We start from the raw sequence: 24,818 nt of genomic DNA, 5'->3' as shown, positions 1-24,818 counted from the left end.
GAGCCGCGGCCTGACCAGCCCCGGCTCGCGGAGACGCGAACGGGGCGCGTCCGAAGTGGACACGCCCCGTTCCGGTCAGCCCGGCGTCAAGCCTGGTGGTCGTTCCCGATGACCACCAGCTCCGCCTTGTCGTTCTCCAGCGCGATGACCTTCTTGTTGCGGCGGTTGCGCTTCTCCAGGTAGTTCGCGAACCACGTCAGCAACAGGCACAGCCCGATGTAGGTGGCCGCGACCACGATCATCGTCGGGATCAGCGGACGGCCGAACTGCAGCTGACCACCGATCTGGCGGCCCCAGTACAGCAGCTCCTCGAACGTGATGAGGAAGCCGAGCGCGGTGTCCTTCAGCAGCACGACGAGCTGGCTGATGATGGTCGGCATCATCGCCCGCAACGCCTGCGGCAGCAGCACGAACACCATCACCTGCGTCTTGCGCATGCCCAGCGCGTACGCGGCCTCCGCCTGCCCCTTGGGCAGCGAGTTGATGCCCGCGCGGAACACCTCGGCGAGCACCGAGCCGTTGTACAGCATGAGGCTTAGCACCACGGACGTGAAAGCGGTGAGCTTCACGCCCGTCGCCGGCAGGCCGTAGTAGAAGAAGAACATCATGATGACGAGCGGGATCGCCCGGAACAGCTCGACGACCACGGCGGCGGGAGCGCTGACCCACCGGTGGTCCGACAGCCGGGCCGCGGCGAAGACCGCACCGAACACGAGCGCGAGCGCCGCGCCGACCGCGAACGCGCTGAGCGTGCGGCCGAGTGCCTCGACCAGCGAGATCTGGATCTGCTTGTACTCGATCCAGCTCCACTTGCGGCCCTCGAACTGGCCGGTGTCGATGAAGCGCCAGATCACGTAACCGAGGAACGCGACGATCGCGGCGATGCCGACGACCGCGAGCAGCCGGTGCCGGACCCTGGCCCGCGGGCCGGGGACGTCGAAGAGGACGGTGGTCATCGGGCCACGCTCCAGCGCTTTTCGAGAACCCGCTGCAGGAACGTCAGCGGCAGGACCAGCAGGACGAAGATGCCGGCGACCCACAGCATGCCGACCAGCGTGCTCTCACCGGCCTCCGACAGCGCGTCGCGGATGGCACCCGCCTCCCGGACCGAGAAGCCCGCCGCGACGGTGGTGTTCTTCAACAGGGCGATGAACGTGCTCACCATCGGCGGGACGACCGACCGCATGGCCTGCGGCAGCACGATGCTGCCGAGCATCTGGGTGAACGTGAGCCCCAGCGCCCTGGACGCCTCAGCCTGGCCGACCGGCACCGTGTTGATGCCCGACCGGACCACCTCGCAGACGAACGCCGAGGTGTAGATCGACAGCGCCACGACAGCGGCGGTGAAGAACTCGAACTTGATGATCTCCAGGTACGGGTACGCGAACACGAAGAACACGAACACCAGGGTCAGCGGGGTGTTGCGCACCACCGTGACGTACAGCGTGCCGACCCCGCGGAACACCGGGACGGGGCTGACGCGCAGCATGGCCAGGAAGACACCGGCCAGCAGTGAGATCACCGCGGAGAACGCGAACAGCCGCAGCGTTTCCCCGAAGTGAGCCACGAAGAGGTCGAGATTGCGGGTGAGGACGCCCATCGATTTCCTTGCCGTCGTCCGTCGTCAATGGAACGGCCGGTGAACCCGCCGTGCGAGTCCACCGGCCACAGAGGAACGTCAGTACTTCTCGAGGGTCGGGTGCTTGCCCTCAGAGCCCGACTTGCCCAGCGTGTTCTTGTAGATGTCGTCCCACTTGCCGTCGGACAGCGACTTCTCGAGGATCTCGTTGACCTTGTCGCGCAGCGCCTTGTCGTCCTTCGGCAGGCCGATGCCGTACTTCTCCGTGGAGAACGTCTTGCCGACGACCTTCAGCTTGTCCGGCTCGGCGGCCGCGTAGCCCTTGAGGATCGCGTCGTCGGTGCTGACCGCGTCGATCTCACCGTCGAGCAGCTTCGTGACGCACAGCGAGTAGCTCTGCAGCTCGACCACGTTGGTGTCGGGCTGGACCAGCTTGTCCTCGCGCAGCTTCTTGGCCGGCGTCGCGCCCGTGACCGAGCAGACCTTCTTGTCCTTGATGGTGTCCGGACCGGTGATGGCGGAGTTGTCCTTCTTCACCAGCAGGTCCTGGCCCGCGATGTAGTACGGGCCGGCGAAGGACACCTTCTCCTTGCGGGCGGCGGTGATCGAGTACGTGCCGACGTAGTAGTCGATGTCCCCGTTGATGATCGCCTGCTCGCGGGCGGCCGACTGGATCGTCTTGAACTCGACCTTCGACGCGGGGTCGAAGCCCAGCTGCGCCGCGATCAGCTTCGCCATGTCGATGTCGAAGCCGGTGTACTTGTTGGTCGTCGGGTCCTTGAAGCCCAGGCCCGGCTGGTCCTCCTTGACGCCGACCACCAGCGAACCACGCGACTTGATCTTGTCGAACGTCGGCGAGCCCTCGACCTTGACGTCCTTGGCCACCTCGAAGACGCCGGCGGGTGCCGCCGCCGTGTCGGTGCCGGTGCCTTCCTTGCCACACGCGGTCAGGGCGAGGCCACCCGCCAGCAGTACCGCCGTAAGGGCGCGAACCCTCATCGTCCTTCTCCTGCCATTCGTTCGAAAAGTGAGCTGACTACTAGTGAGTCAGGATCTTGCCAAGGAAGTCCTTCGCGCGGTTGGACTTCGGGGCCGAGAAGAACTCTTCCGGGGTGGAATCCTCGACGACTTCACCGTCGGACATGAAGATCACCCGGTCTGCGGCCTTGCGGGCGAAGCCCATCTCGTGGGTGACCACGAGCATCGTCATGCCGTCCTTCGCGAGGCCGGTCATGACGTCGAGCACCTCCTGGACCATCTCGGGGTCCAAAGCGGAGGTCGGCTCGTCGAACAGCATCACCTTCGGCTTCATCGCGAGCGCACGGGCGATCGCCGCGCGCTGCTGCTGACCACCGGAGAGCTGAGCAGGGAACTTGTCGGCCTGGTTCGCGATGCCGACGCGCTCGAGCAGTTCCATCGCGGTCCTGCGGGCTTCCGCGGCCGGGGTCTTGCGCACCTTGACCGGCGCGAGCATCACGTTCTCGACGATGGTCTTGTGCGCGAAGAGGTTGAAGGACTGGAACACCATGCCCACGTCGGCACGCAGGCGAGCCAGTTCCTTGCCCTCCGCGGGAAGCGGCTGGCCGTCCACCTCGATGACACCGGAGTCGATCGGTTCGAGGCGGTTGATGGTCCTGCACAGGGTCGACTTGCCGGAACCCGACGGCCCGAGCACGACCACGACCTGCCCCTTCGGCACCTCCAGCTGCACGTTCTTGAGCACGTGCAGCGGGCCGAAGAACTTGTCCACACCCGCCACACGGATCATCGGCGGGGTAGAGGCGGCAGTCATCCAGTCCTCCATGAGGGGTCGTCGGCGTTGGCGGAAACCTAGGTGTCCGCCACCACAGCAGTCCAGGGCATTGAGCAAGACTTAGGGTCTCAACTCTGTCACAGGCAGACATCGGTTGCCCGGGAGGTAGCGAAAGTGCGCGTGCTGCTGGTCGAAGACGACGACCGGGTCGCGGAGGCGCTGGTACCGGCCCTGACCAGACGGGGTTTCCACGTGGACCGGCAGGCCACCGGCCGCGGCACCCTCGACCGTCTCGCGGGCGTCGACGTGGTGCTGCTCGACCTGGGCCTGCCCGACATGGACGGCGTGACGCTGTGCCGTGCCATCAGAGCGGCCTCGGACGTGGCGATCATCGTGGTGTCCGCCCGCGGGGAGATCGACGACCGCATCCTCGGCCTGCACGCGGGGGCCGACGACTACCTGGTCAAGCCCTACGACGTGGGGGAGCTGGTCGCGCGGGTGCACGCGGTGCGGCGCCGCCGCGGTGCCGACCCGGTCGCGCCCGGCTCGTCGTCGACGGAGGTGTTCGAGACCGGCGACGTCCGCGTCGACCTGGGCCGCCACGAGGTCACCGTGGCGGGTGAATCCGTGGCTCTTTCGCGCAAGGAGTTCCAGGTGCTCGCGCTCGTCATGGCGGCCGGCGGGGCGGTGTGCACGCGGGAGCGGATCCTCGCCGAGGTGTGGGGGCGGACGTGGTCGGGTGCGAACAGGACACTGGACGTGCACGTCGCGACGTTGCGCACCAAGCTGGGCCGGCCCGCGCTGCTCGAGACCGTGCGCGGCGTCGGGTACCGGCTGGGTCAGGTGTCGTGAGCGCGTGAGTTGGTGTGATCTGGGTCGCCGCGTCTTTCGCGGGTGCGTCCCCTCGCGGTTGGGTGACCCACCGTGAGGTCTCGACTGCTGGGCGTGGTGCTCGCCCTGATCGTGCTGGTGCTCGTCGGTCTCGGCGTGCCGCTGGGCCGTGGCGTGGCGACCGCGGAGCAGCAGGAGATGTTCCTCGACCGGCTGACCGACACCAGCCGGTTCGCCTCGCTCGCGCAGGGACCGCTGATCGACGACCGGCCGCACCTGATGCTGCCCGAGCTCCAGCGCTACGACGACATCTACGGCATCGGCGTCGCGGTCGTCGCCCGTGACGCGCCGACGGTGCCGTTGGTGGCCTCGCGCAACGACCTCGCGCTGGGCGACCCGGCGGTGCAGGAGCTGATCGGCAAGGCGCTGGCGGGCCGGTTGCCGGTGGCGCCGCCGTTCTTCATGCCGTGGAGCGACACCCAGGTGGTGCTCGCCGAGCCGGTGCTGGTCGACGGCGAGGTGCGCGGGGCGGTGATCACGTTCTCGCCGACGTCGAAGACCCGCTTCGAGATCCTGGCCTGGTGGGCGTTGCTGCTCGCGGCGAGCCTGCTGGTGCTGGCGCTCGCGGTGCTGCTGGCACTGCCCGTGGTCCGCTGGACGCTGCGCCCGGTGCAGGCACTCGACGACGCCACCGGCAAGCTCCTCGCCGCCGTCGTGGCCGGCCGCCCGGTGCCGCCGGTGGGGGCCGAGAGCGGTCCGCCGGAGCTGCGCCAGCTCAGCCGGTCGTTCGACCAGATGGCCGCGAACGTCAGCGATGTGCTCGCCGCGCAACGCGCCTTCGTCGCCGACGCCTCGCACCAGCTGCGCAACCCGTTGACCGCGCTGAAGCTGCGACTGTCCAACCTGGAGGGACACGTCGACGCCGAGGCCGAGGTGCACCAGGTCGAGGCGCTGAGCGAGACCGACCGGCTCAACCGCATCCTCGACGAGCTGCTCGCCATGGCCCGCACCGAGTCGAGCTCGGTGGACCCGGTGCCGGTCGACGTCGACAGGTCCGTGGCCGCCCGGCTGTCCGCGTGGCAGGCCGCCGCGGCCGCGAAGGAGGTCCACCTCGTGCTCGACGGCCAGCCCGTCGGCATGGCCCTCGCCCCGCCGCGCGGTGTCGAGACGGTGCTCGACGCGCTGCTCGACAACGCCCTCAAGTTCACCCCGGAGGGCACGCTCGTCATCGTCGACGTCCGCAAGGAAGGCGACGTCGTCCGCCTGTCGGTGGCCGACCACGGCCCCGGGTTGCAGCCCGACGAGCTGGACCGGGCGACCGACCGGTTCTGGCGCAGCCCCGCCCACCAGAACGTCCCCGGCTCCGGTCTGGGGCTGTCGATCGTCCGGCTGGTGGTCGAACGCGTGAACGGCACCGTCCGCCTGGAGTCGCCAGAGGACGGCGGCTTGAAGGTCGTGATCGAGCTACCGGCCATCTGATATCCAATATACGGGCAGCTGATATCCGATATCCAATATTTAGAACATCGGATATTGGATATCGCGGAGCTGCGTTGCTGCTGCTCAGACCTTGAAGTCGCGGTAGTACCGGACCGCACCGGGGTGCAGCTGCACCGGCGACGTCTCGATCGCCGACCGCTGCTCTATCGTGCGCGCCGCCGAATGCGCCTTCACCAGGTCCGGCTGCGCCTCGAACAACTGCCGGACCAGCGCCTCGGCCACGTCGTCGGGCATGGACTCGGTGACGAGCAGGAAGTTGCGCACCACGAGCGTGATGACCGGGCCGGACGGCAGGTTGTAGATGGACGCGGGCAGCGTCGCCGAGCCGTAGGCGGGGTACTGCTCGCGGAACGACGACAGCACGTCCTTCAGGTCGAGCATCCGCACCTGGAGGTCCCTGGTGAGCCGCGTGATGCTCCCGGTCGGCAGGCCGCCGGACCAGAAGAACGCGTCGAGCCTGCCCTCCCGCATCGCGTCCGCCGAGGCGTCCAGGCCGAGGTTCAGCTGCTGCTGCGGCTTCACGTTCGTCGCCTTCAGCAGGCTGTTCGCGATGATCTCGACACCCGACTCCCTGGCGCCGATCGACACCCGCAGCCCGGCCAGGTCGGCGAACCGCGTCACCGGCAGGTCGGCCCGCACGATCACCTGCAGGTAGTCGTCGTGCATCCGGGCCAGCGCCCGCAGCTTCGACCCGCCCGGCACGTCCTCGATGGCGTCTGCCTGCGAGAACCCGACCTGCGCCTGGTTGTTGACCAGGCGCAGCACGTTGTCCTTCGACCCGTTCGTCACCACGACCTGCGGCCGCGCGATGCCCAGCCGCCCGCTCCAGGCGTCGGCCAGGCCGTTGCCCAGGGAGTAGTAGACGCCGCCCTGCGGGCCGGTCGCCATCGTGATCTTGACGTCCTCGAGCGTGCTGCTGCAGCCCGTCAGGACCGTTGCGGCGGCCAGCAGGCTCACGGCGGCATGCACTCGTCCCAGCACCAGCGCATCGTGCCACGCGGACGTTCGCCGCCTGCACCCGACGAAAGGTTGGTAGCCGTCTCACCAGCTCACCGGTGGTCAACGGGTAACCCCTGGTCAGGGCGGACGTGGGCGCCCGCGCGTCCGGTCCGCCGGAGAGGGGCTGCTGACCAGGCGTTATCGTGTCGGTGTGAGCACGGTGCAGGTTCAGAAGACCTTCCAGATCCGCACGTTCGGGTGTCAGATGAACGTGCACGACTCCGAGCGGCTCGCCGGTCTGCTGGAGGACGCCGGGTACGAGCGGGCCGCTGAGGACCAGCAGGCCGACGTCGTCGTCTTCAACACCTGCGCGGTGCGCGAGAACGCCGACAACAAGCTCTACGGCACCCTCGGGCACCTGGCCCCGCAGAAGGCGGCCAAGCCCGGCATGCAGATCGCCGTCGGCGGCTGCCTGGCGCAGAAGGACCGCAGCGAGATCGTGCGGCGCGCCCCGTGGGTGGACGTCGTGTTCGGCACGCACAACATCGGCTCGCTGCCGGTGCTGCTCGAACGCGCCCGCCACAACTCGGAGGCGCAGGTCGAGATCCTCGACGCGCTGGAGACGTTCCCGTCGGCGCTGCCGGCCGCCCGCGACTCCGCCTACTCGGGCTGGGTGTCGATCTCGGTGGGCTGCAACAACACCTGCACGTTCTGCATCGTGCCGTCGTTGCGCGGCAAGGAGAAGGACCGCCGTCCCGGCGACGTGCTCGCCGAGGTGCAGACGCTGGTCGACGAGGGCGTGCTGGAGGTGACGCTGCTGGGGCAGAACGTCAACTCCTACGGCGTCGAGTTCGGCGACCGGTTCGCGTTCGGCAAGCTGCTGCGCGCCTGCGGCGAGATCGACGGCCTCGAACGGGTGCGCTTCACCTCGCCGCACCCCAAGGACTTCACCGACGACGTCATCGCCGCCATGGCCGAGACGCCGAACGTGTGCCACCAGCTGCACATGCCGCTGCAGTCCGGTTCGGACCGGGTGCTGAAGGCGATGCGCCGCTCGTACCGCACCGAGAAGTACCTCGGCATCATCGAGAAGGTCCGCGCCGCCATGCCGGACGCCGCGATCACCACGGACATCATCGTGGGCTTCCCCGGCGAGACCGAGGAGGACTTCCAGGGCACCCTCGACGTGGTGCGCCGGGCCAGGTTCTCCTCCGCGTTCACGTTCCAGTACTCGAAGCGCCCCGGCACCCCGGCCGCCGACCTGCCCGACCAGCTGCCGAAGGCCGTCGTGCAGGAACGCTTCGACCGCCTCGTCGCGGTGCAGAACGAGATGACCCACTCGCTCAACACCGAGCAGCTCGGCCGCACCGTCGAGGTCCTGGTCGCCACCGGTGAGGGCAAGCGCGACGCCGAGACCCACCGCATGAGCGGGCGCGCCCGCGACGGCCGGCTCGTGCACTTCACGCCCGGCACCACCGCCCCGCGCCCCGGTGACGTCGTCGAGACCGTCGTCACCTACGCCGCCCCGCACTACCTGGTCGCCGACGGCGAACCGCTGTCGTGGCGCCGCACCAGGGCGGGTGACCGGTCGGAGGCGGGCCTCAAGCCCAAGACCCAGGGCGTCGGCCTGGGCCTGCCGTCGTTCGGCAAGCCGGCCCCGCTGCCCGTCGCCGTGTCGGGATGTGCTGCCCAGTGAGCGACGAGGAGTACCTGCGCAGGGAGATCGACGAGGTGGAACGCACCGCCGCCCGCCGCATCGACCCCGGCACCGGAGCGCTGACGATCTCCATCGCGGTGCTCGCCCTGCTCGTCTCGCTGATCCTGCCGTGGGTCGGCGAGCACACCGGCCTGCAGGTCGTGCTGGGCGAGTCCGAGACGTTCCTGCCGCGCCTGTTCGCGTTCCTCGCCCTCGGCGTCGGCGTGGTCGGCTCCGGCCTCACGCTCGCCGTGCGCCGCTGGACGCTCGCGTGGGTGTGCTCGCTGGGCCTGTTCGCGGCGTCGGTCACCGGTGTGCTGTCGATCTGGACCCAGCAGACCACCACCAGCAACAAGACGATCGGCCCCGGTCCGGGCCTCGGCCTGACCATCGCCGTCGTCGCCGTGCTGGTGCTGCTGGTGAAGTGGCTGCGGATGGCCGCGTCCCGCCCGCCGCAGCTCTGAGCGGGTGCACGGTCCCGGCTTCCTCTTGCCTCGAAGGTGAACGCGGAGGCCGGGAGAGTGCCTCGACGACGTGAGCCAACGCTGGCGAATTGCCCGCTGAACGCACCGAGGGGCCCCTCCCGCATGGGAGGGGCCCCTCCCGCATGGGAGGGGCCCCTCGGTGCGTCAAACCTGACTAGCGGGTCGCCAGCGCCTGCTCAGCGGCGGCCAGCCACTCACGCCACTGCGCGGCCTGCGCCTCTGCCTGCTCGGTGCGGCGCTTGTCGCCCGCGGCACGGGCCTTGGCGGCCTGCGCCTCGAACTGCTCCACGCGCTCGCGGAACTGCGCCACGCGGGCCTCGGCCTCGGGGTCGGAGCGACGCCACTGGGCGTCGACCGCGCCGCGCACCCTCTCCTCGATCGAGCGCAGCTTGCCCTCGAGCTCGCGGATCCGCTCGCGCGGCACCTTGCCGATGGCGTCCCAGCGCTCCTGGATCTTGTACAGGTGTGCCCTGGCCGCCTCGAGGTCGCCCGACGGGTCGATCGTCTCGGCCTCGGCGAGCAGCTCCTCCTTCAGCTTCGCGTTGGCCGTGAACTCGGCGTCCCGCTCGCTGAAGGCCTCGGAGCGCTTCTGGAAGAACGCGTCCTGCGCGGCGCGGAAGCGCTGCCACAGCGCGTCGTCGGCCTCCTTGGGCGCACGCCCGGCGGCCTTCCACTCGACCATGAGCTCCTTGTAGCGACCGGCCGTGGCACCCCAGTCGTCGGAGTCGACGAGCTTCTCCGCCTCCTCGACGAGGGACTGCTTGGAGGACTTCGCCACCGAACGCTGCCGGTCGAGGTCCGCGAAGTGCGAGCCGCGACGGCGGTTGAACGCGTCACGGGCCTTCGAGAACCGGCGCCACAGCTGCTCGTCGGTCTTGCGGTCGACGCCGCGGATGGTCTTCCACTCGTCGAGGATCTGGCGCAGCCGGTCGCCGGCGACCTTCCACTGGGTCGACTCGTTCGCGATCGACTCGGCCTCGTCGACCAGCGCCTGCTTGCGCGCGACGGACTGGGCGCGGGCGGCCTCCTTGGCCTCCTTCGCCTTCTCCATGCCCGCCTCGGCCCGCTCCAGCACGTGCTCGACGCGGGCGGCCAGCGCCTTCAGGTCGCCGACCACCGCGGCTTCGGCGAGCTGCTCCTTGACGTGCTTCGCGCTGGTCAGGGCGTGCTTCGGGTCGCCGGCACCGGACGCGAGCCGCGTCACCAGCAGCTCGACCTCGGTGCGCAGGTCGTCGAACCGGCGCGCGAAGTGCGCGAGGCCCTCGACCGGCTCGCCCGCCTGCCACGACCCGACGGCGCGCTCGCCGTCCTCGGTCTTCACGTAAACGGTGCCGTCGGCGTCCACGCGCCCCCAGCGGTCAGGGTGGTCCGACGCCACGGGGACGGCCGGAGGCGTTGCCGCCGCGGTCTCCTTCGGCGTTTCCTCGACTCCACCCTCGACCTCGGTGACGGTCTCGACCTCGGTCGCGACCGCGACGGTCTCCGGTGTGCTGTCCTGCTCCGACATCGCCGGTTCCTCCCATCTGACGCCCGTGCCAGCCACGAGCGCCCCGCCAGCGGCGGGGCCGATGCAATACGGGCGCTGGAGGGTCTCCCGTCCCCAGTTCCCCGCGCGCATTCAAACAGGTCAGGGCTCGACTCGGTACTGGGAGTCCACGATAGGTAGCCTGGTTCGTCGTGATCACCCGTGCCGCGGTGGTGCCGCACCCGCCGCTTCTGGTGCCAGAACTGGTCGCCGGAGCCGCCGCAGAAACCGCCCCCGTGCGAGCCGCAACCGTTGCCGCGGCAGGGAAGTTGCCTGGTCCGTGGATCGCTGTCGCGGTCGACGCCGGTGGCCGGGCGACGTACCGGCCGCCGCTGTCGGGAACTTTTCTCGGCTACGGGGTCGACGTGCCGGTGACCCTCGGGGGTGATGCTCCCGCCGACCCCCGGCTGCCGCTGCCGGTGCTGGTCACCGCGTGGCTGAGGGAACGCTGCGCGGTCGAGGTGTCACGCGTCGAGCTCGTCCCGCCCGGCTGGTCCGCGGCCGACTGCGTCTCGTTCGGACGGCAGCTCGCGGACGAGGAGTGCGGTCTGCTCGTCCTCGGTGACGGCTCCACCCGTCACGGCCCGCGCTCACCCGGTTCGGACGACGGGCGTTCGGGACCGTTCGACGAGCACGTCCACCGCCTGCTGGCCGCCGCGGACACCGCCGGCCTGCTCGCACTCGACCCCGGCCTCGCCCGCGAGCTGGGCGCGCAGGGCCGCGCGGCGTGGCAGGTCCTCGCCGGCGTGCCCGGTCCGTGGCGCTGCGCGAGCGCCGAGTTCTTCGCACCGTTCGGCGTGGGCTACCACGTCGCAGTCTGGGAGCGCCCGTGATCAGTCCGATCGCCGTCGTCGGCCCCACCGCGACCGGCAAGTCCGACCTGGCCGTCGCCCTCGCCGAGCGGTTCGGGGGAGAGGTCGTCAACGCCGACGCCCTGCAGCTCTACCGCGGCATGGACATCGGCACGGCCAAGATGCCCCTCGCCGACCGCCGCGGCGTCCCGCACCACCTGCTCGACGTGCTCGACGTGACCGAGACCGCCTCCGTCGCCGCCTACCAGCGCGAGACCCGCGCCGTGGTCGAACGCCTCCTGGCCGCCGGACGCACGCCGGTCCTCGTCGGCGGCTCGGGGCTGTACGTGCAGGCCGTGCTCGACGACCTGAAGTTCCCCGGCACCGACGACGCCGTGCGCGAGCGGTTCGAGGCCGAGCTCGCCTCGGCCGGCCCCGAGGTGCTGCACCGGCGCCTGCGGGAGCTCGACCCGGTCGCCGCGATCGCGATCCTGCCGTCGAACGGCCGCCGCATCGTGCGCGCGCTGGAGGTCATCGAGCTGACCGGGCAGCCGTTCTCGGCGAACCTGCCCAAGCCCGGTCCCGCCCGCTACGGCACCGTCCAGATCGGCATTGACCGCGAGGTGTCCGAACTGGACGCGCGCGTGGACCGGCGGGTGGACCTGATGTTCGAGGCGGGCCTGGAGGACGAGGTCCGCGCGCTGGTGAAGCTCGGCCTGCGCGACGGCAGGACCGCCTCGCGGGCGCTGGGCTACCAGCAGGTGCTGTCCGCGATGGACGGAGCCTGCACGATCGACTTCGCCGCCGAGGAGACCAAGCGCGCCACCCGCCGGTTCGTGCGCAGGCAGCGGTCCTGGTTCCGGCGCGACCAGCGCATCACCTGGTTGGACGGTGCGCGCCCCGACCTGGTGGCGGCCGCCGGTAACCTGGTGCCGTGGAGTTCCTGAAGGGGCACGGCACGGAGAACGACTTCGTCGTCCTGCCCGACCTCGACGACCGGCTGGACCTGACGGTGGCGCGCGTGCAGGCGCTGTGCGACCGGCAGCGCGGCCTCGGCGCGGACGGCGTGCTGCGCGTCGTGCGGACCGACGGCCAGTGGTTCATGGACTACCGCAACGCCGACGGCTCCATCGCCGAGATGTGCGGCAACGGCCTGCGCGTCTTCGCCCGCTACCTGGTCGACGCGGGCCACCAGCCGCAGGGCACGTTCGTCGTCGCCACGCGGGCGGGGGACCGGACCGTGACCACGCACCCGGACGGCTCGGTCACCAACGACATGGGCCCGGCGCGCGTCACCGGCACCTCCATCGCCGCGGTCGACGGCCACGGCATCGGCGGCTTCGCGGTCGACGTCGGCAACCCGCACCTCGCCTGCGTCACCGACGTCCCGGTCGACGGCTTCGACCTCACCGTCCCGCCCGGCCACGACCCGGTGATGTTCCCGCACGGCGTCAACGTCGAGCTGGTCAACGTCCTCGACGCCGGCTCCGGCGGCACCACCCGCGGTGCGCTGAAGATGCGCGTCCACGAACGCGGCGTCGGCGAGACCCGCTCCTGCGGCACCGGCACCGTCGCGGCCGTCGCGTCGTGGCTCGCCGGTCAGGGCAGGACGACCGGCTCGGCCACCGTCGACGTCCTCGGCGGCCAGGTCATCGTCACGATCGAGCCGACGACGTCGACACTCACCGGTCCCGCGGTGTTCGTGGCACGCGGTGAGCTCGACAAGTCGTGGTGGGACGCCCTCGCCTAGGGCGATATCCGATATATCAGTTCCGGTTCACCTCAGGTCGCAGACCTCGACCCGGCCGAGCCGTTCCGCCCTGACCACGTTCGGGTGCGAGTCGGGTGCGGTGAGGCAGACGAGCTTGTCGCCGACGACGGCGACGGCAAAGCAGTTCTGCGTCGTCTCCACCCGGTGCGTGACCGTGCCGCCCTCGGTCACCCGGAACACCGCCGGTTGCACCGACGGCGCCACCCACACGCCGTCCCCGTCGCCGGCGATGCCGTCGGGCGCGATGCCGAGCTCTGCCACCTCCGCCCACGTCCCGCGGTTGTGCAACGATCCGTTGCGGTCGACCGCGAACGAAGTGAGCTTGAACGCAACGGTCTCCGCGACGACGAGGATGTTGCCGCTCTCCGACTCACCGGTCGGGTCGGGCAGCAGCGCCATGCCGTTCGGGAACTTGAGGTCCTCGGCGGCGGCGGAGACCGACCCGTCGGGCCGCACCAGCGCGAGCGCCGCGCCCTGCGGGACGAAGTCCGGTTCGAGCAACCGCGGCAGGCCGACCTCGTCGATCAGCCCGTGCAGGTCGAAGCCGAAGTTGCCCACGTAGGCGCGGCCCTCGTCGTCGACGAGCATGTCGTTGGCGTGGTAGCTCGCGATATCCGATATATCGGCGTGCAGGACGAGGTCGTCGCCTTCCAGCCGCCGCACGGTGCGGTCGAGCATCGACACGACGAGCAGCCGGCCGTCGGGCAGCCAGCCGAGCCCGGACGGCTGGCCGTCGAAGGCGACGACGACCTCGTCCGCACCGGACGCGAGGTCGAGCGCGTGCACCTCGCCCGCGTAGAAGTCCGAGTAGTACAGGCGACCGTCGGGGCCGCGCCGCGGTCCCTCGCCGAAGTGCAGACCGTCCCGCAGCACCGTCGTGTCAGCCATGGGCGTCGACGCTAGTAGCGGCCGGCAGGTCCCGCATAGACCGCAGCGGCGACACCAGCAGCCACACCATCCCGAGCACCGCGCCGACCAAGGAGACCCACAGCGTCGGCACCACGCCGATCCACGACCCGAGCGCACCGCCGGTGAGCGCGCCCAGCGGCGTCGCACCCCACACCACCCAGCGGATCGAGGCGTTCATCCGGCCCAGCAGGTGGTCGGGGCAGATCGCCTGCCGGTAGCTCACCTGGCCCACGTTGTAGACGACGACGCCGAACACCGAGATCGCGAGCCCCACCATCGGCAGCACGAGCCCCCAGCCGCCGGAGACGAACGGCAGCGCCAAGGTGAACGGCCAGGTCAGCACGGGCACGAGCCAGATCATCCTGGCCTGCCCGAACACCGTGCCCAGCCGGAACGCCACCGCCGCGCCGGCCACGCCGCCGACGCCGCCTGCGCTCAGCACCAGCCCCGCGGTGCCCTCGCTGAGCCCGGCGACGTTCAGCAGGAAGAGGACCAGCACGGCGTTCTGGACGCCGTGGAAGAAGTTCGACGTGCCGGTGCAGGCCACGATCGCGCGCAGGTTCACGTTGCCGAAGACGAACCGCAGCCCCTCCATGACCTCGCGGCGCAGGTCCGGCGTGGCGTGCCGGTGCGGCACCGGCTCCACCGCGGAGATCCGGAACAGGAAGAACGCCGAGCTCAGGTAGCCCACGCCGGTCGCGAGCACGCCGTTGGCGGCGCCGAGGAACTGCGCGACGTACCCGCCGATCGCGGGCCCCGAGACCTCCGCGACCGACATGCTGGCCTGCAGCTTCGAGTTGCCCTCGACGAGCTGGTCGCGCCCCACCAGCGATGGCAGGTACGACTGGTAGGCCACGTCGAAGAACACCGTGCACACGCCCACCGCCAGGCTCACGACGACCAGCTGCGGCAGGTCGAGCACGCCCAGCCACCACGCCACCGGCACGCTCAGCATGAGCACGGCGCGGGCGACGTCCATCGCGATCATCAACGGCTTGCGGCGCACCCGGTCGACCCACACGCCCGCGGGCAGCCCGATCAGCAGGAACGCCATCGTGCCCGCCGCCGCCAGCAGGCCCATCTCGAACGGAGTCGCGTTCAGCACCCCCGCCGCGAGCAGCGGGATCACCGTCAGGCCGATCGTCGACCCGAACTGGCTGATCGTGTCGCCGGCCCACAGCCTGCGGAAGTCCCGATGCCCCCAAAGCGTCATGGCGGCGAGTCTGCGCCCAGTGATTGGAAACTGTCAATCACTTAGACTGCGCCCGTGCCCCTCTACAAGGACCGGCGTCCCGCGACGAGCGAGGAGGCCGCCGCGCTCAGCTCCGACCTGCGGCTGCGGATGATCCGCATGACGTTCGAGCGCCCCCTCACCAACAAGGAGCTGGCGCAGCGCCTCGGCAAGGACCCGGCCACGACGCTGCACCACGTGCGCAAGCTCGTCGCCGCCGGGTTCATGGAGGCGATGCCCCCGCGCGCGGGCAACCGGGGCGCGAAGGAGATCCCCTACCGGTCGACCGGATTGTCACGGGAGCTCGACAACAGCGAAAACATGGTGGCCGTCGGCGAGGCGATGTTGCACGCTTTCCTCGGCGAGGTCGCCGACATCGGGCTCAGTGACGTGGATCAGAGCCGTCTGGTCGTCACCGTCGACCCCGAGGAACTAAAGCAGCGGCTCGCAGCGTTGATGGATGAGCTGGCCGCGCAACCGGTCAGACCGGACGTTCCCCGTGTGGCGATCTACCTCGCGGTGTATCCGGGGGACTGACGGTCCATGGGACGATGAAGGGCAAATGACGGAAAACATCCAGAGCACAGAGTTCGACCCGGAGTTCGACTCGACGTGGGAAGAGGAGAACCTCTCCACGGGCGACTTCGAACGCGCCGAACGCGCCGCGCTGCGCCGTGTCGCGGGGTTGTCCACCGAACTCGAGGACATCACCGAGGTCGAGTACCGGCAGCTCCGCCTGGAGCGGGTCGTGCTCGTCGGGGTGTGGACCGAGGGCACGGCCGCCGACTCCGACGCTTCGATGGCCGAGCTCGCGCGCCTCGCCGAGACCGCGGGTTCCGAGGTCCTCGAAGGCGTCGTGCAACGGCGTGACAAACCGGACGCGGCGACGTACATCGGCTCCGGCAAGGTCTCCGAGCTGCGCGACGTGGTGCAGGCGACCGGCGCGGACACGGTGATCTGCGACGGTGAGCTCTCGCCCGGCCAGCTGCGGCAGCTGGAGGAGAAGCTCAAGGTCAAGGTCATCGACCGCACCGCGCTCATCCTGGACATCTTCGCGCAGCACGCGCAGTCCAAGGAGGGCAAGGCGCAGGTCGAGCTGGCCCAGCTGCAGTACCTGATGCCGAGGCTGCGCGGCTGGGGTGAGTCGCTGTCCCGGCAGGCCGGTGGTCGTGCCGGCGGCGGCAACGGCGGCGTGGGTCTGCGCGGTCCCGGTGAGACCAAGATCGAGACCGACCGCCGCCGGATCCGCGCGCGCATCTCGAAGCTGCGCCGCGAGATCGCCGCGATCGGCGTCATCCGCGAGACCAAGCGGGGCCGCCGCACCGCGAACGAGATCCCGAGCGTCGCCATCGCCGGGTACACGAACGCGGGCAAGTCGTCGCTGCTCAACGCGCTGACGGGCGCCGGTGTCCTGGTGGAGGACGCGCTGTTCGCCACCCTCGACCCGACGACGCGCCGCGCGCTGACGCCCGAGGGCCTGCCGTACACGCTGACCGACACGGTCGGCTTCGTCCGGCACCTGCCGCACCAGCTGGTCGAGGCGTTCCGCTCCACGCTGGAGGAGGTCGGCCAGGCCGACCTGCTCGTGCACGTGGTCGACGGCTCCGACGCCATGCCGGAGAGCCAGGTCAAGGCGGTGCGCGAGGTGCTCGCCGAGATCAACGAGCGCAACGACGTGCCCATGCCGCGCGAGCTGCTGGTCGTCAACAAGATCGACGCGGTGGGCGACCTGGGCCTGGCCCGGCTGCGGCACCTGTTCCCGGACGCGTCGTTCGTGTCGGCGCACTCGGGCGTGGGCATCGAGGAGCTGAAGGTCCGCGTCGCCGAGCTGATGCCGCGGCCCGAGGTCGTGGTCGAGGCGCACGTGCCGTACGCGCGCGGCGAGGTCGTCGCCCGCGTGCACCGTGACGGCGAGGTGCTGTCCGAGAAGCACACCGAGTCGGGCACGTTGCTCAGCGCTCGCGTGCGCCCGGACCTCGCGGGTGTGCTTGAGGAGTTCGCGACGAACGGGTCACCTGCTTGATCCTCCCGCCTCCACCGGTGGACGTGTGCCCGGTAGCCATGCAGGAGCTCTCCGGGCTCACGTCCGACGGCAAGCAGTTCTACGCCGTCAGCGACAGCGACAACGGGACGCTGCGCATCCAGGTCATGGGCCGCGACTGCGTCGTGAAGCGCACGATCACCGCGGCCGTCGACCCCTACGACGTCGAGGACCTGGCGATGGCGCCGGACGGCACCCTGTGGGCGTCCGACACCGGCGACAACGGCAAGACCCGCTCCACGGTCGCCCTGCACAAGGTCTCACCGACAGGTGCCGTGGAGCGGTTCCGCCTCACGTACCCGGACGGCAAGCACGACGCCGAGGCGTTGCTCCTCGACAGGTCCGGCACGCCGTACATCATCACCAAGGAACCGCTCGGCTCCGCGCTCGTCTACCGCCCGGCAGCAGCACTGCGCACTGATATATCGGTGCCGTTGGAGCAGGTGGCGCGCGTGTCGCTGTCGACCACCGACACGCCGGGCGGCCCGCTGGAGGGCACCCTCGACTCGCGCCTGGTGACGGGTGCCGCGTCGACGGCCGACGGTTCCGTCATCGCCCTGCGCACCTACACCGACGCCTACCTCTACCCGGTCCCCGACGGAGACCTGGTGAAGGCGCTGTCCGGCGACCCGGTCCGCGTGCCGCTGCCGAACGAGCCGCAGGGCGAGGCCATCGCCTTCGACCCCGACGGCACCCTGCTCTCCGCCTCGGAAGGCGCCGGCACGCCGATCCGCGCGGTCGCGGGTGCCGCCGCTCTGGCGAAATCAGCTCCGCCGCCGACGACGACGGCCCCGGCACCCGCCGCGGACCAGCCGCAGGCGTCGCCGGCGGAGACCGCGACGAGCTCGTCGTGGCAGAACTGGCCGCTCGCGCTGGGCCTCGGCGGCATCGTGCTCGTCGTCGCCCTCGTCGTCGGCCTGCGCCTGCGCCGCCGAGCCTGAGAACCGATGTATCAGCTGCTCAGTCCCAGGCGACGGGCAGGCGCTCCAAGCCGCCGATCACCAAGCTCGCGCGGTGCGGCAGCTCCTCCTCCGCGACGGCGAGCCGCAGCTTCGGGAACCGCGTGAACAACGCGGGGAACGCGATCCTCAGCTCGACCCGCGCCAGGTGCTGCCCGATGCACTGGTGGATGCCGTGCCCGAACGCGACATGTCCCGCCGAGCCGCGAGCCAGGTCGAGGACGTCGGGATCGGCGTAGCGCGCCGGGTCGCGGTTCGCGGAGCCCAGCTCGACCTTGACGGTGTCGCCCTTGCGCACGAGCACGCCGTCGAGCTCGACGTCCTCCAACGCCGTGCGCACGGTCACCGGCGTCAGACTGATATATCGCAGCAGCTCCTCTACTGCGGCGTCGGGACCGGCGAGCATCGCGTCGACCCGTGCCCGGTCGCGCAGCAGCTCCAGCGTGCCGAGCGACAGCATGTTCGTCGTCGTGTCGAGTCCACCTCCGAGCAACGCCATGCCCATCGTGGCCATCTCGTCGTCGGAGAGCGGGTCGGCAGCTCCGCCGTCGGCCTCGGAGTTGACCAGGTCGCTGAGCACGTCGTCGGTCGGCGCAGCCCGCTTCGCCGCGACCATCTCCAGCATGAACCGCTGCAACCGCTCGAACGCCGCGAACATCGCCTCGGCCTCACCGGCCTCCGCGCCGCTGGCACCGGTCAGCAGCACCGCGTCCTGCTGGAACTCGGCGCGCCGCTCGTAGGGCACGCCCAGCAGCTCACAGATCATCAGCCCCGGCACCGGCGACGCAACGTGCTCGACGAGGTCCGCCGGCGACCCCGCACCCGCGAGCTCGTCGAGCTGCGCCGCGGTGATCTCCTCCAGCCGCTGCGCGAGCAACCGCATCCGCCGCACGGTGAACTGCCCGGTCAGCCGGCCGCGGTAGCGGGTGTGCTCTGGCGGGTCGTGGTCGGTGAACGCACCGGGCGGCGACGGCGGCGCGTCACCGGGACTGCCCGGCCCGAGCGGGTTGTGCATCAGGTCCGGCCGGATGCTGAACCGGTGGTCCGCGAGCACGGCACGCACGCTCGCGTGGTCGTGCGCGCGCCAGCCGACGTGCCCGTCCGGGTACGTCATCGGACTGAGCGGCATTGCTCCCCCTTGCAACGAGTCCGTTTCCCTCCCGTTCAAGCTAAAAACGTTTGCGGACGTCGTCAAAAGACTCGTTGCAATGGCTTGAAGGGCAAGGCACGATGAGGTCGTGCCTGGTAAACGGCTGGATGAAGAGGAACGGCAGCTCATCGCCCAATGGCTGTGGGACGGGCTGGGGTACTCCGAGATCGGCAGGCGGTTGCAAAGGCCGGCCTCGACGATCCAGCGCGAGGTGCTGCGCAACGGCGGCCACAACAACTACCTGCCGGGCGCCGCGCACCGGGCCGCGAGCGAACGGGCCATGCGCCGGATACCGGCGGTGGACGACCTGGACGTCGACGACGAGGCCTACTCGTTCGACCGCAGCCCCGGCGAGGTGCAGGAGTTCCACCTGCGGCTGGTCGCGGTGTTCCGGCAGACCGGGCTGACGCGCACGGCGGCGCGGATCCTCGCCGAGGTCTTCATGTGCGACAGGGGCAGCCTGACCGCGACGGAGCTGGTGCTGCGGCTGTCGGTCAGCCCGGGCACGATCTCACGCTCCACCGCTCACCTGCAGGAACTCGACCTGCTGCGCGCCGAGCGCGACGGCAAGCGCATGCGCTACTACCTCGACGACGACATCTGGTACCGGGCGTGGCTGTCGAGCGCCCAGCGCAACTCCACCTGGGCGCACACCGCACTGGACGGTGCCGAGATCTTCGGTCTCGGCACGCCAGTGGGTGCACGCCTCAAGGACATGGGGCAGTTCTTCAGCTTCGTCGTCGTGGACATGGAGGCCACGCGGCAGAAATGGCTCGACTTCTTCGAGAAGAAGAAGCGCGCCCGCGGAGACAGCCCGAGCAGCTAGGGAAGCCTCCGCAGCACGGTGACGACCTTGCCGAGGATGGTGGCCTCGTCGCCGTTGATCGGCTGGTAGGCCGGGTTGTGCGGCATCAGCCACACGTGGCCGTCCTTGCGCTTGAACGTCTTCACCGTGGCCTCGCCGTCGATCATGGCGGCCACGATCTCGCCCTGGTCGGCCGTCGGCTGCTTGCGGATCACGACCCAGTCGCCGTCGGTGATCGCGGCGTCGATCATCGAGTCGCCGACGACGCGCAGCAGGAACAGCTCGCCCTCACCGACGATCTCGCGCGGCAGCGGGAACACGTCCTCGATCGACTCCTCGGCCAGGATCGGGCCACCTGCCGCGATCCGGCCGACCATCGGCACGTACGCGGGCGTCGGCTTGGACATCGGGTCGAGACCGGCGTCGATCTCGGTGGGCAGCATCCCCACCGCGCGCGGGCGGTTCGGGTCGCGGCGCAGGAAGCCCTTCCGCTCCAGCGCGCGCAGCTGGTAGGCCACCGACGAGGTCGAGGTCAGGCCGACGGCCTCACCGATCTCCCGCACGCTCGGCGGGTAGCCGAAGCGGTCGACCCAGTCGCGGATCACGTCGAGCACCTTGCGCTGCCGCAGGGTCAGACCGGCGTTGCCCGCGATCTCACTCACCGCCGGCTCGACAAGAGCGGGGTCTGGGTCGATCGTCTTGCCTGCCACGGTCGCTGTCCTCCTCGCCGCCCCCAGTTCGAATGGGATTCCGGCCTCCGTCGATCTTCCTGCCCGACGGTAGTCGTGTTTGCTGCGCAGATCAAACACCTGTTCGAGGTATTTGACGGCGTGTTGTGGCGTCCCGGGAGGCGGTCTGGTAGAAATTCGCACGGACGTTCGATAGAACGCATGTTCGATCAAGGTGCTTGACCTGCGATGGAGGGCGTCATGGCGGTTCTGGTCGAGAAGCGGTTGCGCGTTGTCGAAGACGCGGACGTCGCAGCGGGCCGCCCACTCCGTTCGGGTCCCCGCGTCATGCCCAGGCGCCCCGCCACCAAGCCGCACCCGGTTGTCGTCCCGGACGCGCGCGAGTCGAGCTCGTGCGACGTCCGGTCGAAGCGCGAGTCCACCCTGGAGCTCGTCGCCGTCGGCGTGCTGAGCGCGCTGACCGTCGTCGCCCTTGGGGTGCTCTACCTCCAGCAGATGGGGGTCACGCCGTAAGGCGCCACCACATCTTGTGTCCGACACGCCCGCAGTGACGCCAACGCAGCGTCATGTGCGGGCGTCTTTGCGTAATCACCGCTGATCATTCGCGGTTCCGCCAACCGGGTGATGGCCGACGCGTCGTGTCGACTTGCATCCCCGCAGGCGTCGATCTAGGTTCTACCCCTACATCTAGTGGTTGCACCGTTGTAAGTAGTCCACAGGTTGTGGGTAACCCGACCAGTGTGGTTACTGCGACGAATGCTGCGCGGGGGAAGGGGTGAGGTGGCGTGCGGTGTCCGTTCTGCCGCCATTCGGACTCGCGGGTGGTCGACTCCCGTGAGGTGGACGAGGGTCAGGTGATCCGTCGTCGCCGCTCCTGCAACAGCTGCAGCCGCAGGTTCACCACGGTCGAGGAAGCGGTTCTCGCCGTGGTCAAGCGCTCCGGGGTGACGGAGCCCTTCAGCCGCGACAAGGTGGTCGTCGGCGTGCGCAGGGCGTGCCAGGGCCGCCCGGTCGACGAGGACGCGTTCCAGGTGCTCGCACAGCGGGTGGAAGAGTCGATCCGGTCGACGGGATGTGCGGAAATCCCGAGCCACGAGGTGGGGCTGGCCATTCTGGGGCCCCTGCGCGAGCTCGACGAGGTCGCTTATCTGCGCTTCGCGAGCGTCTACAGGTCCTTCTCGTCCGTCGAGGACTTCGAGAAGGAAATCCTCGATCTTCGCACTGCCCGGGCCGAAGCGGCCCAGGAGCAGTGATTCGCGCGCATTGAGTGCGCGCGACAACACCATCTTTCTGAAGCACCAGCACGAGGGAGATCCACCGTGACCGAGACCGTCGGCGGCTCAGCCAAGAAGACAGCCGCACGGGCGGCTGCCAAGCCTGCTGCCGCGCTGAAGGTCCAGCGCGTCTACACCACCGAGGGCCGCCACCCCTATGACGAGGTCACGTGGGAGCGCCGCGACGTCGTCATGACGAACTGGCGTGACGGCTCGGTGAACTTCGAGCAGCGCGGTGTCGAGTTCCCCGAGTTCTGGTCGGTGAACGCCACGAACATCGTCACCAGCAAGTACTTCCGCGGTGCCGTCGGCAGCGAGAAGCGCGAGCAGTCGCTGCGCCAGCTCATCGACCGCGTGGTGAAGACCTACGTGGGCGCCGGCAAGGAGCACGGGTACTTCGCGGGCGAGCAGGACGCGGAGATCTTCGAGCACGAGCTGACGTACATGCTGCTGCACCAGGTGTTCAGCTTCAACTCGCCGGTGTGGTTCAACGTCGGCACGTCGTCGCCGCAGCAGGTCAGCGCCTGCTTCATCCTCGCGGTCGACGACACCATGGAGTCGATCCTGAACTGGTACCGCGAGGAGGGCCTGATCTTCAAGGGCGGCTCCGGTGCCGGCCTGAACCTCTCGCGCATCCGCTCCTCCAAGGAGCTGCTGTCCTCCGGCGGCACCGCGTCCGGCCCGGTGTCGTTCATGCGCGGCGCCGACGCGTCCGCGGGCACCATCAAGTCCGGTGGCGCCACCCGCCGTGCCGCGAAGATGGTCGTCCTCGACGTCGACCACCCCGACGTGGTCGAGTTCATCGAGACCAAGGCGCGCGAGGAGGACAAGATCCGCGCGCTGCGCGACGCCGGGTTCGACATGGACCTCGGTGGCGCGGACATCGTGTCGGTGCAGTACCAGAACGCGAACAACTCGATCCGCGTGTCGGACGAGTTCATGCACGCCTACGAGAGCGGAGGCGACTTCGGCCTGCGCGCCCGCCAGACCGGCGAGGTCATCGAGCGCATCGACGCCAAGGAGCTGTTCGGCAAGCTCGCCAAGGCCGCGTGGGAGTGCGCCGACCCCGGCATCCAGTACGACGACACGATCAACGACTGGCACACCTGCCCCGAGTCGGGCCGCATCACCGCGTCCAACCCGTGCTCGGAGTACATGCACCTGGACAACTCCAGCTGCAACCTCGCCTCGCTGAACCTGATGAAGTTCCTCGGCGCCGACGGCAAGTTCGACGCCGTCACGTTCGCCAAGGCCGTCGAGCTGATCATCACCGCGATGGACATCTCGATCTGCTTCGCGGACTTCCCGACCGAGCCGATCGCGGACACCACCCGCAGGTTCCGCCAGCTCGGCATCGGCTACGCCAACCTCGGCGCGCTGCTGATGGCCACCGGCCACGCGTACGACTCCGAGGGCGGCCGCGCGCTCGCCGCGACCATCACCTCGCTGATGACCGGTGTGTCCTACCGCCGTTCCGCGGAGCTCGCGGGCATCGTCGGCGCGTACGACGGCTACAAGCGCAACGCCACCGCGCACCAGCGCGTCATGCGCAAGCACGCCGCGGCGAACGACCTGATCCGCACCTACCACGCGAACGACTCGGCGGTGCACAAGGTCGCGACCGAGGCGTGGCAGCAGGCCCTGGAGGTCGGCGCGAAGAACGGCTGGCGCAACGCCCAGGCGTCCGTGCTGGCCCCCACCGGCACCATCGGCCTGATGATGGACTGCGACACCACCGGCATCGAGCCCGACCTGGCGCTGGTCAAGTTCAAGAAGCTCGTCGGCGGCGGCTCGATGCAGATCGTCAACCAGACGGTCCCGCGCGCGCTGAAGGCACTGGGCTACCAGGACGAGCAGATCGAGGCGATCGTCGAGTTCATCGGCGAGCACGGCCACGTCGTGGACGCGCCGGGCCTGCGCCGCGAGCACTACGAGGTCTTCGACTGCGCCATGGGCGAGCGTTCCATCGCGCCCATGGGCCACGTGCGGATGATGGCGGCCACGCAGCCGTTCCTGTCCGGCGCGATCTCCAAGACGGTCAACATGCCGGAGACGGCGACCGTCGAGGACGTCGAAGGGATCTACTACCAGGGCTGGAAGCTCGGCCTGAAGGCGCTCGCGATCTACCGCGACAACTGCAAGGTCGGCCAGCCGCTGTCGGCGGGCAAGGGCGCGAAGGCGACCGAGGAGAAGAAGGCCGCGACCGAGACGGTCGTCGAGTACCGCCCGGTCCGCAAGCGCCTGCCGAAGAAGCGCCCGTCGCAGACCGTGTCGTTCACCGTCGGTGGCGCCGAGGGCTACCTGACCGCCGGCTCCTACCCGGACAACGGTCTCGGCGAGGTGTTCGTCAAGCTCGGCAAGCAGGGCTCCACGCTGGCCGGTGTGATGGACGCGTTCTCGATGTCGATCTCGGTGGGCCTGCAGTACGGCATCCCGCTGGAGTTCTACGTCTCGAAGTTCCAGAACCTGCGCTTCGAGCCGGCGGGCATGACCGACGACCCGGACGTGCGCATCGCGACCTCGGTCCTGGACTACCTGTTCCGCCGCCTGGCGCTCGACTACCTGCCGTACGACAAGCGCGCGCAGCTCGGCATCTTCACCGCCGACGAGCGTTCGGCACAGGTCGCCGGCGAGTACGGCGCCCCGGTGACGTCCGATGTGGACCTCGAGGGCCTGCGTGGTTCCGTCGAGGCGGCGCCGACCCAGGTCGACGCGCCCGCGGAGGCGCCGAAGCAGGTCGGCAGCTCGACCGAGCTGCTGGAGCTGCACCTGGGCAAGGCGGCGGACGCGCCGTTGTGCATGACCTGTGGCACGAAGATGCGTCCGGCCGGCTCGTGCTACCTGTGCGAGGGCTGCGGCAGCACCTCCGGCTGCAGCTGATGCGGTGAGC

At 69.8% G+C, this 24,818-nt stretch carries 24 protein-coding genes; 14 read left to right on the top strand and 10 right to left on the bottom strand.

Annotation, left to right across the window (positions count from 1 at the left end):
- Positions 1-86 precede the first annotated feature (86 nt).
- The 4 genes from AB0A63_RS33890 to AB0A63_RS33875 all read right to left on the bottom strand — a co-directional run bounded on the left by AB0A63_RS33890 (position 87) and on the right by AB0A63_RS33875 (position 3,347).
- Entirely contained in the window at positions 87-956 is an 870-nt protein-coding gene (locus AB0A63_RS33890; protein WP_360398486.1) for an amino acid ABC transporter permease, read from the bottom strand.
- Entirely contained in the window at positions 953-1,600 is a 648-nt protein-coding gene (locus AB0A63_RS33885) for an amino acid ABC transporter permease (RefSeq protein WP_360398484.1), read from the bottom strand. Before AB0A63_RS33885 ends, AB0A63_RS33890 begins: the two co-directional genes overlap by 4 nt.
- Positions 1,601-1,678: 78 nt before the next feature.
- Positions 1,679-2,578, bottom strand: coding sequence for a glutamate ABC transporter substrate-binding protein (locus AB0A63_RS33880; RefSeq protein ID WP_360398482.1), 900 nt, complete (start codon positions 2,576-2,578; stop codon positions 1,679-1,681).
- Positions 2,579-2,618: 40 nt separating this feature from the next.
- Complete coding sequence (locus AB0A63_RS33875; RefSeq protein ID WP_360398608.1) at positions 2,619-3,347, bottom strand: amino acid ABC transporter ATP-binding protein; 729 nt, start codon at positions 3,345-3,347, stop codon at positions 2,619-2,621.
- A 159-nt stretch (positions 3,348-3,506) separates the two neighbouring features.
- Here AB0A63_RS33875 and AB0A63_RS33870 point away from each other — a divergent pair, with 159 nt between their 5' ends.
- Complete coding sequence (locus AB0A63_RS33870; protein ID WP_065913426.1) at positions 3,507-4,184, top strand: response regulator transcription factor; 678 nt, start codon at positions 3,507-3,509, stop codon at positions 4,182-4,184.
- Positions 4,185-4,256: 72 nt separating this feature from the next.
- Positions 4,257-5,642, top strand: a complete 1,386-nt coding sequence (locus tag AB0A63_RS33865; protein WP_360398480.1) for a HAMP domain-containing sensor histidine kinase — start codon at positions 4,257-4,259, stop codon at positions 5,640-5,642.
- 84 nt (positions 5,643-5,726) lie between these two features.
- On the opposite strand, the gene AB0A63_RS33860 is transcribed toward AB0A63_RS33865, so the two are convergent.
- Positions 5,727-6,644, bottom strand: coding sequence for a TAXI family TRAP transporter solute-binding subunit (locus AB0A63_RS33860; RefSeq protein WP_360398478.1), 918 nt, complete (start codon positions 6,642-6,644; stop codon positions 5,727-5,729).
- A gap of 178 nt (positions 6,645-6,822) precedes the next feature.
- On the opposite strand from AB0A63_RS33860, the gene miaB reads away from it, so the two are divergent.
- Positions 6,823-8,298, top strand: coding sequence for a tRNA (N6-isopentenyl adenosine(37)-C2)-methylthiotransferase MiaB (gene miaB, locus AB0A63_RS33855; protein ID WP_360398606.1), 1,476 nt, complete (start codon positions 6,823-6,825; stop codon positions 8,296-8,298).
- Complete coding sequence (locus AB0A63_RS33850; RefSeq protein WP_360398476.1) at positions 8,295-8,762, top strand: hypothetical protein; 468 nt, start codon at positions 8,295-8,297, stop codon at positions 8,760-8,762. The genes miaB and AB0A63_RS33850 overlap by 4 nt, the downstream gene beginning before the upstream one ends.
- A 175-nt stretch (positions 8,763-8,937) precedes the next feature.
- Here AB0A63_RS33850 and AB0A63_RS33845 read toward each other — a convergent pair whose 3' ends face one another.
- Positions 8,938-10,290 (bottom strand): DUF349 domain-containing protein, encoded by a 1,353-nt coding sequence (locus AB0A63_RS33845; RefSeq protein ID WP_360398474.1) that lies wholly within the window; start codon positions 10,288-10,290, stop codon positions 8,938-8,940.
- Between the two features lie 170 nt (positions 10,291-10,460).
- Between AB0A63_RS33845 and AB0A63_RS33840 the strand changes: the two genes are divergently transcribed.
- From AB0A63_RS33840 to dapF, 3 genes are read left to right on the top strand one after another with little or no spacing between them, the layout of a single operon-like run.
- A complete protein-coding gene (locus AB0A63_RS33840; protein ID WP_360398472.1) occupies positions 10,461-11,141 on the top strand; it encodes a class III extradiol dioxygenase subunit B-like domain-containing protein in 681 nt (226 codons plus the stop codon).
- Positions 11,138-12,046, top strand: a complete 909-nt coding sequence (gene miaA, locus AB0A63_RS33835; protein WP_360398470.1) for a tRNA (adenosine(37)-N6)-dimethylallyltransferase MiaA — start codon at positions 11,138-11,140, stop codon at positions 12,044-12,046. Before AB0A63_RS33840 ends, miaA begins: the two co-directional genes overlap by 4 nt.
- Positions 12,034-12,849, top strand: a complete 816-nt coding sequence (gene dapF / locus AB0A63_RS33830; protein WP_360398468.1) for a diaminopimelate epimerase — start codon at positions 12,034-12,036, stop codon at positions 12,847-12,849. Before miaA ends, dapF begins: the two co-directional genes overlap by 13 nt.
- A gap of 27 nt (positions 12,850-12,876) precedes the next feature.
- Here dapF and AB0A63_RS33825 read toward each other — a convergent pair whose 3' ends face one another.
- Both AB0A63_RS33825 and AB0A63_RS33820 read right to left on the bottom strand, forming a co-directional pair.
- The gene (locus AB0A63_RS33825; RefSeq protein WP_360398466.1) at positions 12,877-13,758 is read right to left on the bottom strand and encodes an SMP-30/gluconolactonase/LRE family protein; all 882 of its coding nucleotides are present in this window, start codon (positions 13,756-13,758) and stop codon (positions 12,877-12,879) included.
- Positions 13,751-14,992 carry an MFS transporter gene (locus AB0A63_RS33820; RefSeq protein ID WP_360398464.1) on the bottom strand — a complete coding sequence of 414 codons (1,242 nt, stop codon included), beginning with the start codon at positions 14,990-14,992 and terminating at the stop codon, positions 13,751-13,753. Before AB0A63_RS33820 ends, AB0A63_RS33825 begins: the two co-directional genes overlap by 8 nt.
- Before the next feature lie 54 nt (positions 14,993-15,046).
- Here AB0A63_RS33820 and AB0A63_RS33815 point away from each other — a divergent pair, with 54 nt between their 5' ends.
- The 3 genes from AB0A63_RS33815 to AB0A63_RS33805 are packed head-to-tail and all read left to right on the top strand — an operon-like array spanning position 15,047 to position 17,992.
- The gene (locus AB0A63_RS33815) at positions 15,047-15,547 is read left to right on the top strand and encodes a winged helix-turn-helix domain-containing protein (protein WP_360398462.1); all 501 of its coding nucleotides are present in this window, start codon (positions 15,047-15,049) and stop codon (positions 15,545-15,547) included.
- 25 nt (positions 15,548-15,572) lie between these two features.
- The gene (gene hflX / locus AB0A63_RS33810; RefSeq protein ID WP_360398460.1) at positions 15,573-17,033 is read left to right on the top strand and encodes a GTPase HflX; all 1,461 of its coding nucleotides are present in this window, start codon (positions 15,573-15,575) and stop codon (positions 17,031-17,033) included.
- Positions 17,034-17,071: 38 nt separating this feature from the next.
- Positions 17,072-17,992, top strand: a complete 921-nt coding sequence (locus AB0A63_RS33805; RefSeq protein ID WP_360398458.1) for a hypothetical protein — start codon at positions 17,072-17,074, stop codon at positions 17,990-17,992.
- 19 nt (positions 17,993-18,011) lie between these two features.
- Here the strand turns inward: AB0A63_RS33805 and AB0A63_RS33800 are convergent, their stop codons facing one another.
- The gene (locus AB0A63_RS33800; RefSeq protein WP_360398456.1) at positions 18,012-19,139 is read right to left on the bottom strand and encodes a cytochrome P450; all 1,128 of its coding nucleotides are present in this window, start codon (positions 19,137-19,139) and stop codon (positions 18,012-18,014) included.
- A gap of 109 nt (positions 19,140-19,248) precedes the next feature.
- Between AB0A63_RS33800 and AB0A63_RS33795 the strand changes: the two genes are divergently transcribed.
- A complete protein-coding gene (locus AB0A63_RS33795) occupies positions 19,249-19,986 on the top strand; it encodes a helix-turn-helix domain-containing protein (RefSeq protein ID WP_360398454.1) in 738 nt (245 codons plus the stop codon).
- Here the strand turns inward: AB0A63_RS33795 and lexA are convergent.
- A complete protein-coding gene (lexA, locus tag AB0A63_RS33790; RefSeq protein WP_360398604.1) occupies positions 19,983-20,660 on the bottom strand; it encodes a transcriptional repressor LexA in 678 nt (225 codons plus the stop codon). The two genes, AB0A63_RS33795 and lexA, sit on opposite strands and share 4 nt — an antisense overlap.
- 234 nt (positions 20,661-20,894) lie before the next feature.
- Between lexA and AB0A63_RS33785 the strand changes: the two genes are divergently transcribed.
- From AB0A63_RS33785 to AB0A63_RS33775, 3 genes are all read left to right on the top strand, one after another.
- The gene (locus tag AB0A63_RS33785) at positions 20,895-21,167 is read left to right on the top strand and encodes a hypothetical protein (protein WP_360398452.1); all 273 of its coding nucleotides are present in this window, start codon (positions 20,895-20,897) and stop codon (positions 21,165-21,167) included.
- Between the two features lie 272 nt (positions 21,168-21,439).
- Positions 21,440-21,907, top strand: coding sequence for a transcriptional regulator NrdR (gene nrdR / locus AB0A63_RS33780; protein ID WP_065913411.1), 468 nt, complete (start codon positions 21,440-21,442; stop codon positions 21,905-21,907).
- Between the two features lie 66 nt (positions 21,908-21,973).
- Complete coding sequence (locus AB0A63_RS33775) at positions 21,974-24,808, top strand: vitamin B12-dependent ribonucleotide reductase (protein ID WP_360398450.1); 2,835 nt, start codon at positions 21,974-21,976, stop codon at positions 24,806-24,808.
- Positions 24,809-24,818: the final 10 nt, after the last annotated feature.

This window comes from Lentzea sp. NPDC042327 (genome assembly GCF_040647275.1).
Lineage (GTDB): Bacteria > Actinomycetota > Actinomycetes > Mycobacteriales > Pseudonocardiaceae > Lentzea.
Note: the sequence above shows the minus strand (reverse complement) of the source record. Positions and strands in the feature narration are given on the sequence as shown.

What these genes read in the sequence shown, in the direction of transcription:
- AB0A63_RS33880 (WP_360398482.1), bottom strand. Translation starts at nt 2,578, where the DNA reads ATGAGGGTTCGCGCCCTTACGGCGGTACTGCTGGCGGGTGGCCTCGCC.
- AB0A63_RS33825 (WP_360398466.1), bottom strand. Translation starts at nt 13,758, where the DNA reads ATGGCTGACACGACGGTGCTGCGGGACGGTCTGCACTTCGGCGAGGGA.
- AB0A63_RS33885 (WP_360398484.1), bottom strand. Translation starts at nt 1,600, where the DNA reads ATGGGCGTCCTCACCCGCAATCTCGACCTCTTCGTGGCTCACTTCGGG.
- AB0A63_RS33845 (WP_360398474.1), bottom strand. Translation starts at nt 10,290, where the DNA reads ATGTCGGAGCAGGACAGCACACCGGAGACCGTCGCGGTCGCGACCGAG.
- AB0A63_RS33800 (WP_360398456.1), bottom strand. Translation starts at nt 19,139, where the DNA reads ATGCCGCTCAGTCCGATGACGTACCCGGACGGGCACGTCGGCTGGCGC.
- AB0A63_RS33875 (WP_360398608.1), bottom strand. Translation starts at nt 3,347, where the DNA reads ATGATCCGTGTGGCGGGTGTGGACAAGTTCTTCGGCCCGCTGCACGTG.
- hflX (WP_360398460.1), top strand. Translation starts at nt 15,573, where the DNA reads ATGACGGAAAACATCCAGAGCACAGAGTTCGACCCGGAGTTCGACTCG.
- AB0A63_RS33805 (WP_360398458.1), top strand. Translation starts at nt 17,072, where the DNA reads ATGCAGGAGCTCTCCGGGCTCACGTCCGACGGCAAGCAGTTCTACGCC.
- AB0A63_RS33820 (WP_360398464.1), bottom strand. Translation starts at nt 14,992, where the DNA reads ATGACGCTTTGGGGGCATCGGGACTTCCGCAGGCTGTGGGCCGGCGAC.
- AB0A63_RS33785 (WP_360398452.1), top strand. Translation starts at nt 20,895, where the DNA reads ATGGCGGTTCTGGTCGAGAAGCGGTTGCGCGTTGTCGAAGACGCGGAC.
- AB0A63_RS33890 (WP_360398486.1), bottom strand. Translation starts at nt 956, where the DNA reads ATGACCACCGTCCTCTTCGACGTCCCCGGCCCGCGGGCCAGGGTCCGG.